Origin of the sequence: Microbacterium dextranolyticum (assembly GCF_016907295.1) — a bacterium.
GTDB classification, from domain to species: Bacteria; Actinomycetota; Actinomycetes; order Actinomycetales; family Microbacteriaceae; genus Microbacterium; species Microbacterium dextranolyticum.
Map to the genome: position 1 here is coordinate 1,554,040 of NZ_JAFBBR010000001.1, position 14,275 is coordinate 1,568,314.

The following is a 14,275-nucleotide window of genomic DNA, read 5'->3' on the forward strand; positions in this document are numbered from 1 at the left end:
AACACGTCCTGGATCAGCCTAGTCACAATCCGGAGCACCACGGATGCCGGTGCGCGAACGGATCCGATGTCAGACTGACGAGGTGCCTCAGGTCGTCGCTCTGTACCGCCATCCCGTCAAAGGGTTCACGCCGGAGTGCCGCGCAGAGCTCACCGTGCAGGAAGACGGGCGCATCGGCGGGGACCGCGTTCTGGCCTTCCGCTTCGCGGACGCGACACACCCCGAGGAGCGCGACGGGCTCGACTACTGGCCGAAGTCCAAAGGCCTCGCGCTGCAGGATTTCCCCGCGCTGGCGCGGCTCGAGGTCACCTATGACGAGCACGTGCGGCGGGTGCGTGTGGCCTCCGGAACCCGGACTCTCGTCGAGGCAGGGCTCGATGGGGCCGGTCGTCGCGACCTCGCCGCCGCCGTCACCGAGTTCGTGCTCGCCTCGCCCGAGGCCGAGCGTCTCCACGCCCCCGGCCGGCTGCCGCTCGTCCTCGTCGGGGACGGCGTCACCTCGCGCTTCCAGGACCGCCCGCGCGGCTTCGTGTCGGTGCACACGCGGGAGAGTGCGGAGGCGCTGGATGCCGTTCTGCCGGCATCCATCGACGACCGTCGCTTCCGCTCCAACATCGTCATCGCCGGAGCCGAGGCCTTCTCGGAGCTCGACTGGACCGGCGCGGTGCGCATCGGCGACGTGACGTTCGCGCCGCAGGGACCGATCGTGCGGTGCCTCGCCACCCATGCCGATCCTGACACGGGGGAGCGCGACGCCCCGGTCCTCACGACACTGACGCGTCGGTTCGACCAGCAGAAGCCGACGCTCGGCCGACTGCTGCTCCCGTTCACGGGCGGTGGGGTGGTCCGCGTCGGTGACGAGGTGGCGGTCCTCTAGCGGCCCGCAGCGTGTTCGGCCGCCTCGCGCTCGCGCAACCACCGCCGCAGCCGCGTGCGGGCGTTGGCGTAGGGAGACGAGGTGTTGAACTGGATCATGCGGCCGGCCGTATGCGTGCCGTACCACGGGGCGCCGTAGAGCGCAGCATCGTCGAGCCTGTCGATGAGGGCGAGGATCGCCTTCTCTGCGCGGTCGAATCGATCGAGCAGCTCGCTCCAGGAGAGGTCGGCGCACTGCGTGTAGAAGCTTCCGGCGAGCTCGCCGAGCTGATTCCATCGGTACCCCTCGGCGGGGAAAGCGGGTTCGACCCCGGCGGCGCGCTGTGCGTGCCAGGACAGGACCAGCTCGTTCCATCCGATGAGATACGCGACGAGGTCCGCTGGGGACATCAGCGTGCCCTGTGCGTGGCCCGGCATCGTCAGCTCGCGCACGGCATCCGCAGGTACCCGTTGGAGGTCGTCGACCATCCGGTCGTACCCGTCGGTCACCGCGCGCGTGAGTTCCGCCTTGCTCTGCGGGACGGCCATGCCGATCCTCCTCCGGATCCCCCGGATCCCGTCGTGGTTTCCGGAACCGATGTGGGCCCTGCCGGGATCGAACCGACGACATCCACGGTGTAAACGTGGCGCTCTACCAGCTGAGCTAAAGGCCCTGACCGCTCCAGTCTAAGAGTCGCGACCCACGACGCGCGGCAGGGCGGGGTCGAGGTACGCACCGTCGTCCTTCCCGAGGCGCGAGTGGCGGTGCGAGTAGGTGGCGTAGATCACGAAGCCGACGACCAGCCAGATGAGAAAGCGCAGCCATGTCTCGACGGTGAGGTTCAGCATCAGGTAGGTGCAGATCGCTGCCGACAGGATCGGCAGGAATGGACTCCAGGGCACGCGGAACCCGCGCGTCAGGTCCGGACGGGTGCGGCGAAGCACGACGACGCCGACGGAGACCAGGACGAAGGCCGAGAGCGTGCCGATGTTCACCATCTCCTCCAGCACTCCGACCGGTGTGACGCCGGCGACGACCGCCACGATGACCGTCACGATGACCGAGATGACCCAGGGCGTCCGGCGTGTCGGGTGGACCTTGGCGAGCCCGGCGGGGAGCAGGTGATCGCGCGCCATCGCGAAGATGATGCGCGTCGCTCCGATGAGCAGGGTCAGAACGACCGTCGTGAGTCCGGCCACGGCGCCCGCGGAGATGACGGTCGCCATCCATGTCTGACCGTGGTGGGCGAATGCGTTCGCCAGTGCGGCGGCGGGATCCAGTTGGTCGTAGCGGACCATGCCCGTGACGACGAGGGCGACCGCGCAGTAGAGCAGGGTGCAGATCGCGAGCGAGGCGATGATGCCGATCGGCATGTCGCGCTGGGGGTTCTTCGTCTCCTCCGCCGTGGTCGCGACCACGTCGAACCCGATGTACGCGAAGAACACGAGCGCGGCACCCGCGAAGATGCCGCCGACGCCGAAGGCCATCGGCTCGATCCCCGACAGGAACTGCAGGAGGGGCTGAGTGAGCCCGGTCGCTGTCTCGCGCGGTGCCGCGTCGGGAACGAAGGGGGAGTAGTTCGCGGGGTTGATGAAGAGGATGCCCGCGACGATCACGAACAGCACGATGAACAGCTTCACGCCCACCAGCACGAGGTTCACGCGCATCGACTCGCGGATCCCGAGCGTCATCAGCGCGCCGAGCACGACGACCAGCAGGATCGCCATGACATCGACCGTGCCGCCGTACCCGATGGCGGCGGGGATCGGTGCGCCGAGCTGCTGCAGCAGCACGCCCAGGTAGGCGCTCCAGCCTTGGGCGACCACGCTCGCCCCGAGGAACATCTCCAGGATCAGATCCCACCCGATGATCCATGCGAACAGCTCGCCGAGCGAGGCGTACGAGAAGGTGTACGCCGACCCCGAGACGGGAACCGTGGAGGCGAACTCCGCATAGCACATGGCCGCGAGGGCGCAGGCGATCGCGGCGACCACGAAGCTCACGACGATCGCGGGCCCGGCGACCTCGTGCGCCGCCCGGCCGGTGAGGGTGAAGATGCCGGCGCCGATGACGACGCCGACCCCGAAGACGGTGAGGTCGAGGGCGGACAGCGATTTCTTCAGCCGGAACTCCGGCTCCTCGGTGTCGGCGAGCGATCGTTCGATCGACTTGGTGCGCATGACGCTCATGTTGCTCTCTTCGTCGAGTGCCCGGCAGGCGTCCCGGGGACCACATGCTAGCGCCATCGTTGCGTGAGCGGGGGCCGTACGCCCGGGGAAACGATAGGTTGGTGAGGTGAAAGCCCGTCCCGCCGACCAGCTGCTCCTGCTCGATCTCGCACGACTCGACGCGACGATCCGTGTCGCCGACCATCAGCGTCGCAACCCCGGGCAGTCGGCGCGCGTCGCCGAGCTGCTGACGCAGCGTCAGACGCAGTCCGCAGAGCTCACGCGTCTTCTGGGGGAGCGCGACGACGCGCGCGCCGAACTCGCCCGGCTCGAGTCGGATGTCTCGCTCGTCGATGCGCGCGTGGCGCGCGACGCCGAGCGACTGGCGGCGACCTCGAACCCGAAGGAGGCGCAGGGCCTCGAACGCGAGCTCGCGTCGCTCGCCAAGCGCAAGGGCGACCTCGAAGACGCCGAGCTGGAGCTCATGGAGCGGCTTGAGACGTCGGACGCGGCGGTGGCCGCGCAGGAAGCGGTGATCGCCGCGACCAACGAGGAGGGCGCACGACTGAGCGCCGAAGGCAAGGCCGCCGTCGCGCGGGCCACCGCGGACGGGGAGGCGGCGGCGCGAGACCGCCAGGCCGTGGCCGCGACGGTCCCGGCGGAGCTGCTCGACCTCTACGATCGCCTCGCCGCGCGCGGCGTGGGCGCCGGTCTTCTGCGCCGTCGCACGTGCGAAGGGTGCCACATGGTGCTCTCCGGCACCGACCTGCAGACGCTGCGTCAGGCCGCCGATGACGATGTCGTGATGTGCCCCGAGTGCGGCGGCATCCTCATCCGCACCGACGAATCGGGTCTGTGACCCCGCCGAGCAGATGAGGGCGTCGCCGCGATGGCGCGTCGTCGCGCACGACGGCGAGCGCGTCGTCGTCGTCGATCTCGATGAGGCCGGCGCCGAAACCGCACGCCGGTGGTGCAGCCCCATGGAGTGGCGCGAGGCGGTGACGGCGAGCGACGCGGCCGTGCGCTGGGTGTGGAGCGACACGGCGCGGTGGTATCCCGAGCTGCTGGATGCCGGTGTCACCGTCGCCCGCTGCCACGATCTGCGCCTCTGCCGGGCGATCGTGCGGTCGAGCGAGCTCGTCACGGCACCGGAACTGCGTTCCCCGAGCGACTGGGATGCGCCTGCTGTCGACGGGACGAGTGTTCGGGACCCGGGTTTGTTCGACCTCGACGACCTCGGCGACCGCATGCGTGGGGTGCCGGACGACATCGCGGCGGTGCTCGCGGAGTTCGCCCGTCAGCAGGTGGCCGTCGCCGCGGCATCCGACCCGTCACGCCTGCGTCTGCTGCTCGCCGCCGAGTCGGCGGGTGGGCTTCTCGCGGCGGAGCTCCACGCGGCGGGCCTGCCGTGGAGCCGTGCCGTGCACGAGGCGATCCTCACCGAGACGCTCGGGGCGCGCCCTGCGGCGGGCGCCGTTCCCGAACGGGTGCGTGAACTCGGCGCCGACGTCCGCACGGCCCTCGGCGACCCGACGGCCAGCCTCGACTCGCAGCCGAAGCTCCTGCGGAGTCTGCACCGGGTGGGTGTCCTTGCACGCTCGACGAGTCGATGGGAGCTCGCCGACTACGACCACCCCGCGATCGCGCCGCTCCTCCAGTACAAGAAGCTGACCCGACTCGCGAGCGCCAACGGATGGGCCTGGCTCGACGAGTGGGCTGGCGACGGCAGGTTTCGGCCCGTGTACGTTCCCGGCGGGGTCGTCACCGGGCGGTGGGCGTCGTCGGGCGGCGGTGCGCTGCAGCTGCCCCGCCAGCTGCGCCCGGCGGTGCACGCCGACCCCGGGTGGGTGCTCGTGGTGGCCGACGTCGCGCAGCTGGAGCCGCGGGTACTCGCCGCGATCTCCGGCGACGTCTCCCTCGCCGATGCTGCGCGGGGGCGAGACCTTTACGACGGGCTCGTGGCGGCGGGGACCGTGCCCAGCCGCGCCGAGGCCAAGATCGCGATGCTCGGCGCCATGTACGGCGCGACGACGGGTGACAGCGGGCGGCTCGTTCCCGCGCTGCGGCGGGCCTACCCGCGCGCGATGGGTCTCGTAGATGCGGCGGCGCGCACGGGCGAAGAGGGCGGCGTCGTCAGCACCTGGCTCGGCAGATCCGCTCCGCCGCCGCCCGCGGAATGGCACGCCGTGCAGGACCGTGCCGGTGCGCCGGATGCCTCGGAGACCGACCGCGATCGTGCGCGTCGCTCGGCGCGTGATCGCGGGCGGTTCACGCGCAACTTCGTCGTGCAGGGCACCGCCGCAGAGTGGGCGCTCGCGTGGCTCGCGGACCTTCGAGGGAGCCTGGCCGAGATCGCACCTCAGGCGGGGACCCCGGCGGAGGCATCCGGCCCCGTCTTCTCGCGTCGGCCGCATCTGTGCTTCTTCCTGCACGACGAGATCATCGTGCACAGCCCCGCAGAGCTCGCCGACCAGGTCGCAGCGATGGTGCGGGAATCCGCTGCGCGTGCCGCGCACCTGCTCTTCGGCGGGTTCCCGATCGATTTCCCCCTCGACCTGCGGATCGCTCAGGATGCCGCGAAGACGTGACGGTCTCCGGGGCGTCGCCCCCGGTAGACTGGCCACGCGAATGGGTCGGCTGGACGGTCGCGTGGCGGAGTGATCCGCACCGAGGAACGTCCGGGCTCCACAGGGCAGGGCGGTGGGTAACACCCACCCGGAGCAATCCGCGAGACAGTGCCACAGAGAGCAGACCGCCTCGATCTCCCGCTCGCCGGGAGTCGGGGTAAGGGTGAAAGGGTGGTGTAAGAGACCACCGGGGTCGTGGTGACACGACCCGCATGGTAAACCTCGCCCGGAGCAAGGTCAGACAGGGGATGCCGACGCGGCTCGCCGAGTCCCCGGGTAGACCGCTGGAGCGGCACGGCAACGTGTCGCCGAGAGAGATGACCGTCCACGGGGCTCACGCCCCCGGACAGAACCCGGCGTACAGGCCGGCCCATTCGCCTCACCGACGCGCGTCGTGACCGCCGCGCCGACGCTCCCGCGCGACGAGCACTGCGGCGCATGCCACGGCGGCGATGCACGCGATGATGACGCCGACGATCGCGTTCGCCGCGAGCACTCCGACGAGCGCACCGATGACGATGCCGAGAAGGACCCCGACCGAGGCCCGCGAGAGGGATTCGATAGTGGACATGTCCTCACGCTACGCGGGCCTCAAGGCAGGCCGCCTCCGCCGTGCGGCGGAGATGTCGAGCACGGCGTCCGGCTCTGCGGTGCGGGCCGGGCGGCTCACGACCGCAGCAGCACGAGCTCGCCGGTGGCGCGGGTCATGGCGACATACCGATCGACGGCGCCCGTGACCCCCGATCCCCAGCCCTCGGGGTCCACGATGACGACCAGGTCGAACTCGAGGCCCTTCACGAGCACCGGGCTCAGCGAGCGCACCCGCTCGCGTCCGTCGAACCAGGGGGCGCCGATGACGACGGCGATCCCGTCGGGGTGCGCCGCTTCCCAGTCGTCGAGCACGCTGGTCAGTTCCGAGACGGCGCCCTCGCGCACGGGCAGACCGGAGGAGCGGACGGCGCCGGGCACATTCGCATCGGGCAGGACCGCACGGATGACGGGGCCGGCGACATCCATCACCTCGGCGGGCGTGCGGTAGTTGACCGTGAGCGTCGCGACCCTGACGCGATCCAGTCCGACGCGGGCCAGCCGGTTCGCCCACGACTCGGGGAACCCGTGGCGGGCCTGCGCACGATCGCCGACGATCGTGAAACTGCGCGACGGGCACCGACGCACGAGCATCTGCCACTGCGCATCGGAGAGCTCCTGCGCCTCATCGACGACGATGTGGGCGAAGGGCCCGGCGAAGGGATCGAGGGCACGCTCGTCGGGTGCGGCGAGCGTGCGGCGCAGATCCTGGCCCCGGAGCATCCCCATGATGCGCATGTCGCTGTCGTCCGAGGCGATGAGGTCGTCACGCACAGCGTCACGGATCTCGCGTTCCGCCTCCGCTTCCGCCCGCCGCCGCCGCTCACGCACCTCGACGGACGGATCGCCCACGAGAGTGCGTGCGACATCGAGGGCGGGAAGGTCGACGTCGGTCCATCCCGCTCCCTGGGCGCCGGCCGCCGTCAGCGCGGCGATGTCCGCCTCGCCCAGCCACGGCGCGCACGCACGGAGCATCGCGCCCGACCGCCAGAGCCCGCGCAGCAGCGCGTCCGGGTCGAGCAGAGGCCAGAACGCGTCGAAGCGGGCCCGTAGCTCGGAGTCGGCCTCGAGCGTCATCCGGACGGGAGCGTCGACTTCGTCGTCCGCCCCGTACGCGTCGAAGTCGCCCTCCCGTGACACGGCGTCGAGCCACGTCTCGTCGGCGGGGGTCGCCTCGCCCCATCCCTGCGACCACCGCTCCGATATCGGATCGGCCTCTGAATCGCGCCGCAGATCGCCGATGCGGTCGGCGACGATGTCGAGGAAGCGATCCCAGGCCTCGATGCGCAGCTCGTTGTGCGAGAGGGCGCCGTCGGATGCCTCGAACACCCCGCTGCACTGCGCGGCGCTCAGACGCACCGGTCCCCAGTGCGTGGGTACGGACGTCGCGCGCGTCGGGGGGTGCTGCCACAGTCGCACGGCTCGTTCGACCGCTGCCGCGATGCGCGCATCGCTCTTGAGGCGGCGGACTGCGGGGTCGTTCTCTTCGCGTGCGTCCTGTCCGCCGGTGACCAGATCGGCGGGTGTCGCGACCCGAGCACCTTCCTCGCCGAGGCTCGGCAGGACATCGTCGATGTAGTCGATGTACGGGCGGTGCGGTCCGATGAACAGCAGGCCGCCGCGCCCGCCCTGCAGCCGGGCGTCCGCGTAGAGAAGGTACGCCGCTCGGTGCAGCGCCACCACGGTCTTGCCTGTGCCCGGTCCTCCGTCGACCACGAGCGCTCCGTCGGAGCCGGCGCGGATGGTGGCGTCCTGGTCCGACTGGATCGTCGCGAGCACGTCGCGCATCTTCGGGGTACGCGACTGACCGAGACTCGCGATGAAGGCGGATTGGTCGTCGAGCGCGGCGCGGTGATCGATGCCGTCGTCGACGAACACCTCGTCCCAGTAGTCGACGATCCGGCCCCGCAGCCATCGGTACCGGCGGCGGCTCGACACGCCCATGGGATCGCCGTGGCTCGCCGCGAAGTAGCGTTCGGCGGCCGGCGCGCGCCAGTCCACGAGCAGGCGTGTGCCGTCGGCATCCGCCACTCCGAAGCGCCCGATGCGCACGGGCTCCCCGTCGACCGGGTCGATGCGTCCGACGCAGGCATCGACGCCGAAGCGGCGCAGGATGCGAAGACGGCGGCTGAGGCGCTGAATGTCGAGGTCGCGGTCGAGGGCCTCCTGCCCGCCCGTGACGCGCTGTCGCCGCGCGCGGTCGAGTCGGCTCTCGGCGTCGGCGACGGTGTCGGCGAGGGCTGCGCGGAGGCGTCCGAACGCTCGCTCGTCGTCCTGGATCAGCCGGACATCGCCCTTCGCCCGAAGCCGCTCCGGCAGGTCGAACACGCTCCCGCCCGCAGTACTGGTCTCCATCGGGATCTCCTCTCGCCGCGCGCCCCGAACCCGGGCGCGACCAGCGATTCTGCCTCAGCAGGGGGGCCTTGCGGCAAGCCCCGTCCGCCGAGCGATAATGGAGAGGGAGAGATCCTCAGTCGGTGGTGCCGACGATGTCTCGTGCGGCGTCCTCGGCCTCTGTGCCCGTTTCATGCGCCAGGCCCAGTGCCGCCGCTCCGATGATGCCGGCGTTGTTGCGATGGACGGCGGGAACGATCGGCGTCTGCAGGTCGAGCAGCGGCAGGAACTGGTCGGAGTGCTTCGACACGCCGCCGCCGACGATGAACAGGTCGGGGCTGAGCAGGAACTCGAGCGTGCTGTAGTAGGACTGCAGGCGCTTCGCCCACTTCGGCCAGCTGAGCTCCTCGCGCTCCACTGCGGAGTACGCCGCCCACGCCTCGAAATCGGTCGACTTGTCGGCCCGCGGCAGGTGGCCGAGTTCCGCGTTCGGGATCAGCACCCCGTTGTGGAGCATCGCCGTCCCGATCCCGGTGCCGAGCGTCGTCAGCAGAACGAGCCCGTCGACCCCACGTGCCGCTCCGTAGCGCGCCTCGGCGAGTCCGGCGACGTCCGCATCGTTCGCGAAGTGGATTTCGCGTCCGAGACCGTCCTCGAAGAACTTCTCGGCTTCGAAGCCGATCCACGTGTCGGCGACGTTGGCGGCCGAGAGTGTCCGACCGTGCTTCACGATGGCCGGAAAAGCCACACCGAGGGGGATGTCGGCATCGGTCACGCCCAGAGTGTCGAGTACGGTGCGGACGGCCTTCAGCACGTCGTCGGGTTCGGCTCCCTTCGGCGTCGGAACCTTGACCCGGTCGCTGAGGAGGACTCCGGCCTCCAGGTCTACGAGGGCACCCTTGATGCCGGTGCCGCCGATGTCCACTCCGACCGCACGGGTCGCCTTCGTCGTCATGTCCTCAGCCTATCCAGGTCGTACCCTCTGCCCGCCCGTCGACGCGGTCGTTAGGATCGGACTGATCTCCACGGAAGGAGCCCGCGATGTCCGCCGGCGAAGACAAGTTCTGGTACAACCTCACCACCGGCGCGGTCGAGCGCGGCTTCGAGTCGCCGGCCATCGACCGTGCGGGCCCGTTCGATACCGAGGAAGAGGCCGCGAACGCCCCGAAGCTGCTCGCAGAGCGCTCCCGCGCCTGGTCCGACGAGGACGCCGAAGACGACGCCTGAGGCGAGAGCGAGCACGGAACGGACACTTCGGCCAGATAGTCTGGCCTTCGGTTCGGTCTCGTCCGCGAGGCCGTGTGTGAGAGGACACGATGGACAAGCAGCGGGACTTCGTACTGCGCACGATCGAGGAGCGGGGGATCAAGTTCGTCCGCCTCTGGTTCACGGACGTGATCGGCACTCTCAAGTCCGTCGCGATCGCGCCGGCCGAGGTCGAGGGAGCCTTCACCGAGGGGCTCGGCTTCGACGGATCGGCGATCGAGGGACTCACGCGCTCGTACGAATCGGACCTTCTCGCCCACCCCGATCCGACGACGTTCCAGACGCTGCCGTGGCGCGGTGAGATCGATCCGACGGCGCGGATGTTCTGCGACATCACGACGCCTGACGGTCAGCCCGCGGTCGCCGACCCGCGTCACGTGCTCAAGCGCACGCTCGCGAAGGCCGCCGACAACGGCTTCACCTTCTACACGCATCCCGAGATCGAGTTCTACCTGCTCAAGTCCTCGGCGTACGGTCCGGACGGGCCCGAGCCGGTCGACTCCGCGGGGTATTTCGACAACGTCCCCGGAGGGACCGCGCACGACTTCCGTCGGCGGAGCGTCCGGATGCTGGAAGACCTCGGCATCTCTGTGGAGTACAGCCACCACGAGGGCGGCCCCGGCCAGAACGAGATCGACCTGCGGTACGCCGATGCGCTCGCCACGGCCGACAACATCATGACGTTCCGCACGGTCGTGAAAGAGGTCGCGATCGAGCAGGGCGTCTACGCGACGTTCATGCCCAAACCACTCTCGGGCAAGCCGGGCAGCGGTATGCACACGCACATGTCGCTGTTCGAGGGCGACCAGAACGCGTTCTTCGAAGAGGGCGGGCAGTACCAGCTCTCCAAGACCGGCCGCCACTTCATCGCGGGACTTCTCACGCACGCGAACGAGATCGCCGCCGTCACCAACCAGTTCGTGAACTCCTACAAGCGGCTCTGGGGCGGCGACGAAGCGCCCAGCTTCATCTGCTGGGGCCACAACAACCGCTCCGCTCTCGTGCGCGTCCCGATGTACAAGCCCAACAAGGGGCAGTCGACGCGCGTCGAGTACCGCGCGCTCGATTCCGCCGCGAACCCGTACCTCGCCTACGCCCTGCTGCTCGCGGCGGGCCTGAAGGGCATCGAGGAGGGCTACGAGCTCCCGCCCGAGGCCGAGGACAACGTGTGGTCGCTGACCGACTCGGAGCGTCGTGCCCTCGGTTACGCGCCGCTGCCGGCGAGCCTCGACCACGCTCTGGAGTACATGGAGGAGTCGGAGCTGGTTGCAGAGACCCTCGGCGAGCAGGTCTTCAACTACGTGCTGCTCAACAAGCGTCGCGAATGGCAGGAGTACCGCGCCCAGGTGACGCCGTTCGAGCTGCAGAGCAACCTGGAGATGCTCTAGGCCGCCATGGCGGGAGGCGAGCGCACCTCGACGCGTATCGAGCTCGCTCGGGACGGATTCGGCGATCTCGGCGAGGCGGACCGGCTGCTCGGCGAGCTCGTCGAGGAGCTCGCACTGGCTCGTCACGAGATGCTGGTGGGCGCGGATGCCGCAGCCGACCCTGATGCGGCGTTGGGCGCCCTGGCGCGCATCGCACGGCGGGACTCCGCCGCCGTCGCTGACGCGATGCGACGCGTGGGGCCGACGATCTGGCTGCTCGTAGGGGCATCGAGCGGATTCGCCGACTTCTTCCTCCGCCACCCGGAGGAGCTCGCCCACGTTCCGGGCCCCGGCGGATCGCTGCCGACGGCGGAGGAGATGGTGGCCGAGCTGCGCGAGGCGGTCGATGCCGATGACGACGGATTCGCCCGTCACGGCGACGAGGGCGCCTGGGTCTCGCTCCGCGTGCGCTACCGGCGGCTGCTGGCGCGGATCGCCGCGTACGACCTGGGCGCAACCGACCCGGTCGAGGTGCTCCCCGATGTCGCCGCGGCCCTGGCGGACGCCGCCGGTGCGGCGCTGGAGGCATCCCTGTGCGTCGCGCGCACGCGCGTCGCCGGCGGGGGCGTGGGCGCCGGACTGTTCCCGCGTGCTCAGGTCGCGGGCACGCAGCTCGCCATCATCGGTATGGGCAAGACCGGCGCCCGGGAGCTCAACTATGTGAGCGACGTCGACGTGATCTTCGTCGGCGGGGCATCCGACGACCTCACCGAGGAGATCGGCGAGAGTCGTGTCATCGACATCGCCACCCGCCTCGCGGTGCAGACGATGCGCGGCATCTCGGGCATGGAGATCGAGCCGCCGCTGTGGGAGGTCGACGCCAACCTGCGGCCCGAGGGCAAGCAGGGCGCGCTCGTACGAAGCCTCGACTCGCACCTCTCGTACTACGACCGGTGGGCGAAGAGCTGGGAGTTCCAAGCCCTCCTGAAGGCCCGCCCGCTCGCCGGCGATCGGGCTCTCGGAGAGGCGTACGTCGCCGCCGTGCAGCCGAAGGTGTGGACGAGCGCGGCGCGCGAGAACTTCGTCGACAGCGTGCAGCGCATGCGCGAGCGCGTGACCGACTTCATCCCCGCCGGCGAGGTCGCCTACCAGCTGAAGCTCGGACCGGGGGGCATCCGCGACATCGAGTTCACCGTGCAGCTGCTGCAGCTCGTGCACGGGCTCACCGATGACCGCATCCGGCAGCGGGGCACGCTGGATGCCGTGGAGGCGCTGGTCGCCGAGGGGTACATCGGTCGCTCCGATGCGGCGACGTTCGCACGCGACTATCGGATGCTGCGGGTGCTCGAGCATCGGATGCAGTTGCGCGATCTGCGTCGCACCCACCTCATGCCGCAGAACCCCGACGGGCTGCGCGTGCTCGCGCGCGCGTCCCGGCTTGCGCCGGACGGCGCCGCGGTGTGGACGCTGTGGGAGGGGATCAAGCGCGAAGTCCGCGAGATCCACGTGCGGCTCTTCTACCGCCCCCTGCTCTCGGCGGTGGCCGCTCTTCCCGCCGAAGAGCAGCAGCTCTCGACGACGCAGGCGCACGACCGCCTCGCCGCCATCGGATTCCGGGATCCTGCGGGCGCTCTGCGCCACATCGGCGCCCTCACCGGCGGACTCAGCCGCAAGGCGACGATCCAGCGCCACCTCATGCCCGTCATGATCCGCTGGTTCGCCGACGGGGTCGATCCCGACTACGGCCTGCTCGCTTTCCGTCGTGTCAGCGAGCGGCTGGGGGACACCCCGTGGTTCCTGCGGATGCTGCGCGACTCGTCGGGGGCGGCCGAGCGCCTCACTCGGGTGCTGTCGGGGTCGCGGTACATCGGCGAGCTTATGGAGTGGATTCCCGAATCGGTCGCCTGGCTCGATTCCGAAGAACTTATCCGCCCTCGCTCGGGCCACGCTCTGCAGGAGGAGGCGCGCGCGATCCAGACGCGGCACGAGACGGCGCGTGAGGCGATGAACGCCGTGCGGGCGCTGCGGCGGCGCGAGCTGCTGCGCCTCGCTTTCGGTGCCGTGCTCGGCACGCTGACGATCGACGAGCTGGCGGACGGACTCACGACCGTGAGCGAGGTCACGATCCAGGCGACGCTGCGCGCCGTGCGCCGTGAGGTGGTGCCGCCCGAGGACGCTGCGCTCGACTTCTCCGTCATCGCGATGGGTCGGTTCGGGGGAGGCGAGCTCGGATTCGGATCGGACGCGGACGTTCTCTACGTCTACGACCCCAACGGCATCGACCCCCAGCGTGCGCACACGCTGTCGCTGCAGCTGGTCGCTGGTCTGCGCACCTATTCCGAGGACCACCGGGTGCCGTTCGATCTCGACGCGGACCTCCGCCCGGAGGGGCGCAACGGTCCGCTCGTGCGCTCCCTCGAGTCGTACGCCGAGTATTACCGTCGCTGGTCGCTGTCGTGGGAGGCGCAGGCGCTGCTCCGCGCGCGGGGCGTCGCGGGCAGCGTGAAGCTGATCGGCCGCTTCATGGCACTGGCCGACGACGTGCGATACCCGGCACGCGTCGCCCTACAGGACCTCCGCGAGATCAAGCGCATCAAAGCGCGCGTCGAGAACGAGCGTCTTGCCCAGGGCGCCGACCGCTCACGGCACCTCAAGCTCGGGCCGGGCGGGCTCAGCGACGTGGAGTGGCTCGTGCAGATCTGGCAGCACGAGCACGCCCACCGCGTGCCCGGATTGCGGACGACCTCGACGCTCGGGGCCTTGGAGGCCGCGCGAGCGGCGGGACTCGTGACGGATGCCCCCGCCGAGCGCCTCGCCACGTCGTGGCGCCTGGCGAGCCGGTTGCGCTCGGCGAACACTCTGCTGTCGGGGCAGACGAGCGACGTGCTGCCCACCGATCGGAGCAAGCTCGACGGCATCGGGCGCCTGCTGGAGTATCCGCCACGCTCGGCGACTCTGGTCGAGGAGGAGTGGTTGCGCACCGCCCGACGCGCCCGGCGCGACTTCGAGAAGCTCTTCTACGGCTGACGTGGGCCTCGACGTCCGCCGGCACGATGCGCTGAGATCGGG

11 protein-coding genes, 1 tRNA gene and 1 other RNA gene are annotated in these 14,275 nt (G+C 70.3%); 7 read left to right on the top strand and 6 right to left on the bottom strand.

Annotation, left to right across the window (positions count from 1 at the left end; genetic code table 11):
* The first annotated feature begins 82 nt into the window (after nt 1–82).
* Complete coding sequence (locus tag JOE64_RS07135) at nt 83–877, top strand: MOSC domain-containing protein (RefSeq protein ID WP_204963613.1); 795 nt, start codon at nt 83–85, stop codon at nt 875–877.
* Here the strand turns inward: JOE64_RS07135 and JOE64_RS07140 are convergent.
* The 3 genes from JOE64_RS07140 to JOE64_RS07150 all read right to left on the bottom strand — a co-directional run bounded on the left by JOE64_RS07140 (nt 874) and on the right by JOE64_RS07150 (nt 3,045).
* A complete protein-coding gene (locus tag JOE64_RS07140; RefSeq protein ID WP_204963614.1) occupies nt 874–1,404 on the bottom strand; it encodes a ClbS/DfsB family four-helix bundle protein in 531 nt (176 codons plus the stop codon). The two genes, JOE64_RS07135 and JOE64_RS07140, sit on opposite strands and share 4 nt — an antisense overlap.
* A 52-nt stretch (nt 1,405–1,456) precedes the next feature.
* Nucleotides 1,457–1,529: transfer RNA gene (locus tag JOE64_RS07145), tRNA-Val, on the bottom strand.
* A gap of 13 nt (nt 1,530–1,542) precedes the next feature.
* Nucleotides 1,543–3,045, bottom strand: coding sequence for an amino acid permease (locus tag JOE64_RS07150; RefSeq protein WP_204963615.1), 1,503 nt, complete (start codon nt 3,043–3,045; stop codon nt 1,543–1,545).
* 106 nt (nt 3,046–3,151) lie between these two features.
* On the opposite strand from JOE64_RS07150, the gene JOE64_RS07155 reads away from it, so the two are divergent.
* From JOE64_RS07155 to rnpB, 3 genes are all read left to right on the top strand, one after another.
* Nucleotides 3,152–3,883 (top strand): zinc ribbon domain-containing protein, encoded by a 732-nt coding sequence (locus tag JOE64_RS07155; RefSeq protein ID WP_204963616.1) that lies wholly within the window; start codon nt 3,152–3,154, stop codon nt 3,881–3,883.
* Between the two features lie 13 nt (nt 3,884–3,896).
* A complete protein-coding gene (locus JOE64_RS07160) occupies nt 3,897–5,612 on the top strand; it encodes a bifunctional 3'-5' exonuclease/DNA polymerase (protein WP_204963617.1) in 1,716 nt (571 codons plus the stop codon).
* Nucleotides 5,613–5,653: 41 nt separating this feature from the next.
* Nucleotides 5,654–6,028, top strand: an RNA gene (rnpB, locus tag JOE64_RS07165) — RNase P RNA component class A.
* A gap of 2 nt (nt 6,029–6,030) precedes the next feature.
* On the opposite strand, the gene JOE64_RS07170 is transcribed toward rnpB, so the two are convergent.
* From JOE64_RS07170 to ppgK, 3 genes are all read right to left on the bottom strand, one after another.
* A complete protein-coding gene (locus JOE64_RS07170; protein WP_204963618.1) occupies nt 6,031–6,222 on the bottom strand; it encodes a hypothetical protein in 192 nt (63 codons plus the stop codon).
* A gap of 95 nt (nt 6,223–6,317) precedes the next feature.
* Nucleotides 6,318–8,594, bottom strand: coding sequence for an RNA polymerase recycling motor ATPase HelR (gene helR / locus JOE64_RS07175; protein WP_204963619.1), 2,277 nt, complete (start codon nt 8,592–8,594; stop codon nt 6,318–6,320).
* A 115-nt stretch (nt 8,595–8,709) separates the two neighbouring features.
* Nucleotides 8,710–9,528: a polyphosphate--glucose phosphotransferase gene (ppgK, locus tag JOE64_RS07180; RefSeq protein WP_204963620.1), complete on the bottom strand. Its 819-nt coding sequence runs from the start codon at nt 9,526–9,528 to the stop codon at nt 8,710–8,712.
* 86 nt (nt 9,529–9,614) lie between these two features.
* On the opposite strand from ppgK, the gene JOE64_RS07185 reads away from it, so the two are divergent.
* The 3 genes from JOE64_RS07185 (at nt 9,615) to JOE64_RS07195 (ending at nt 14,233) form a co-directional block, all read left to right on the top strand.
* Entirely contained in the window at nt 9,615–9,800 is a 186-nt protein-coding gene (locus JOE64_RS07185) for an SPOR domain-containing protein (RefSeq protein WP_204963621.1), read from the top strand.
* Between the two features lie 89 nt (nt 9,801–9,889).
* Entirely contained in the window at nt 9,890–11,227 is a 1,338-nt protein-coding gene (locus JOE64_RS07190; protein WP_204963622.1) for a glutamine synthetase family protein, read from the top strand.
* A gap of 6 nt (nt 11,228–11,233) precedes the next feature.
* Nucleotides 11,234–14,233, top strand: a complete 3,000-nt coding sequence (locus JOE64_RS07195) for a bifunctional [glutamine synthetase] adenylyltransferase/[glutamine synthetase]-adenylyl-L-tyrosine phosphorylase (RefSeq protein ID WP_204963623.1) — start codon at nt 11,234–11,236, stop codon at nt 14,231–14,233.
* Nucleotides 14,234–14,275 lie beyond the last annotated feature (42 nt).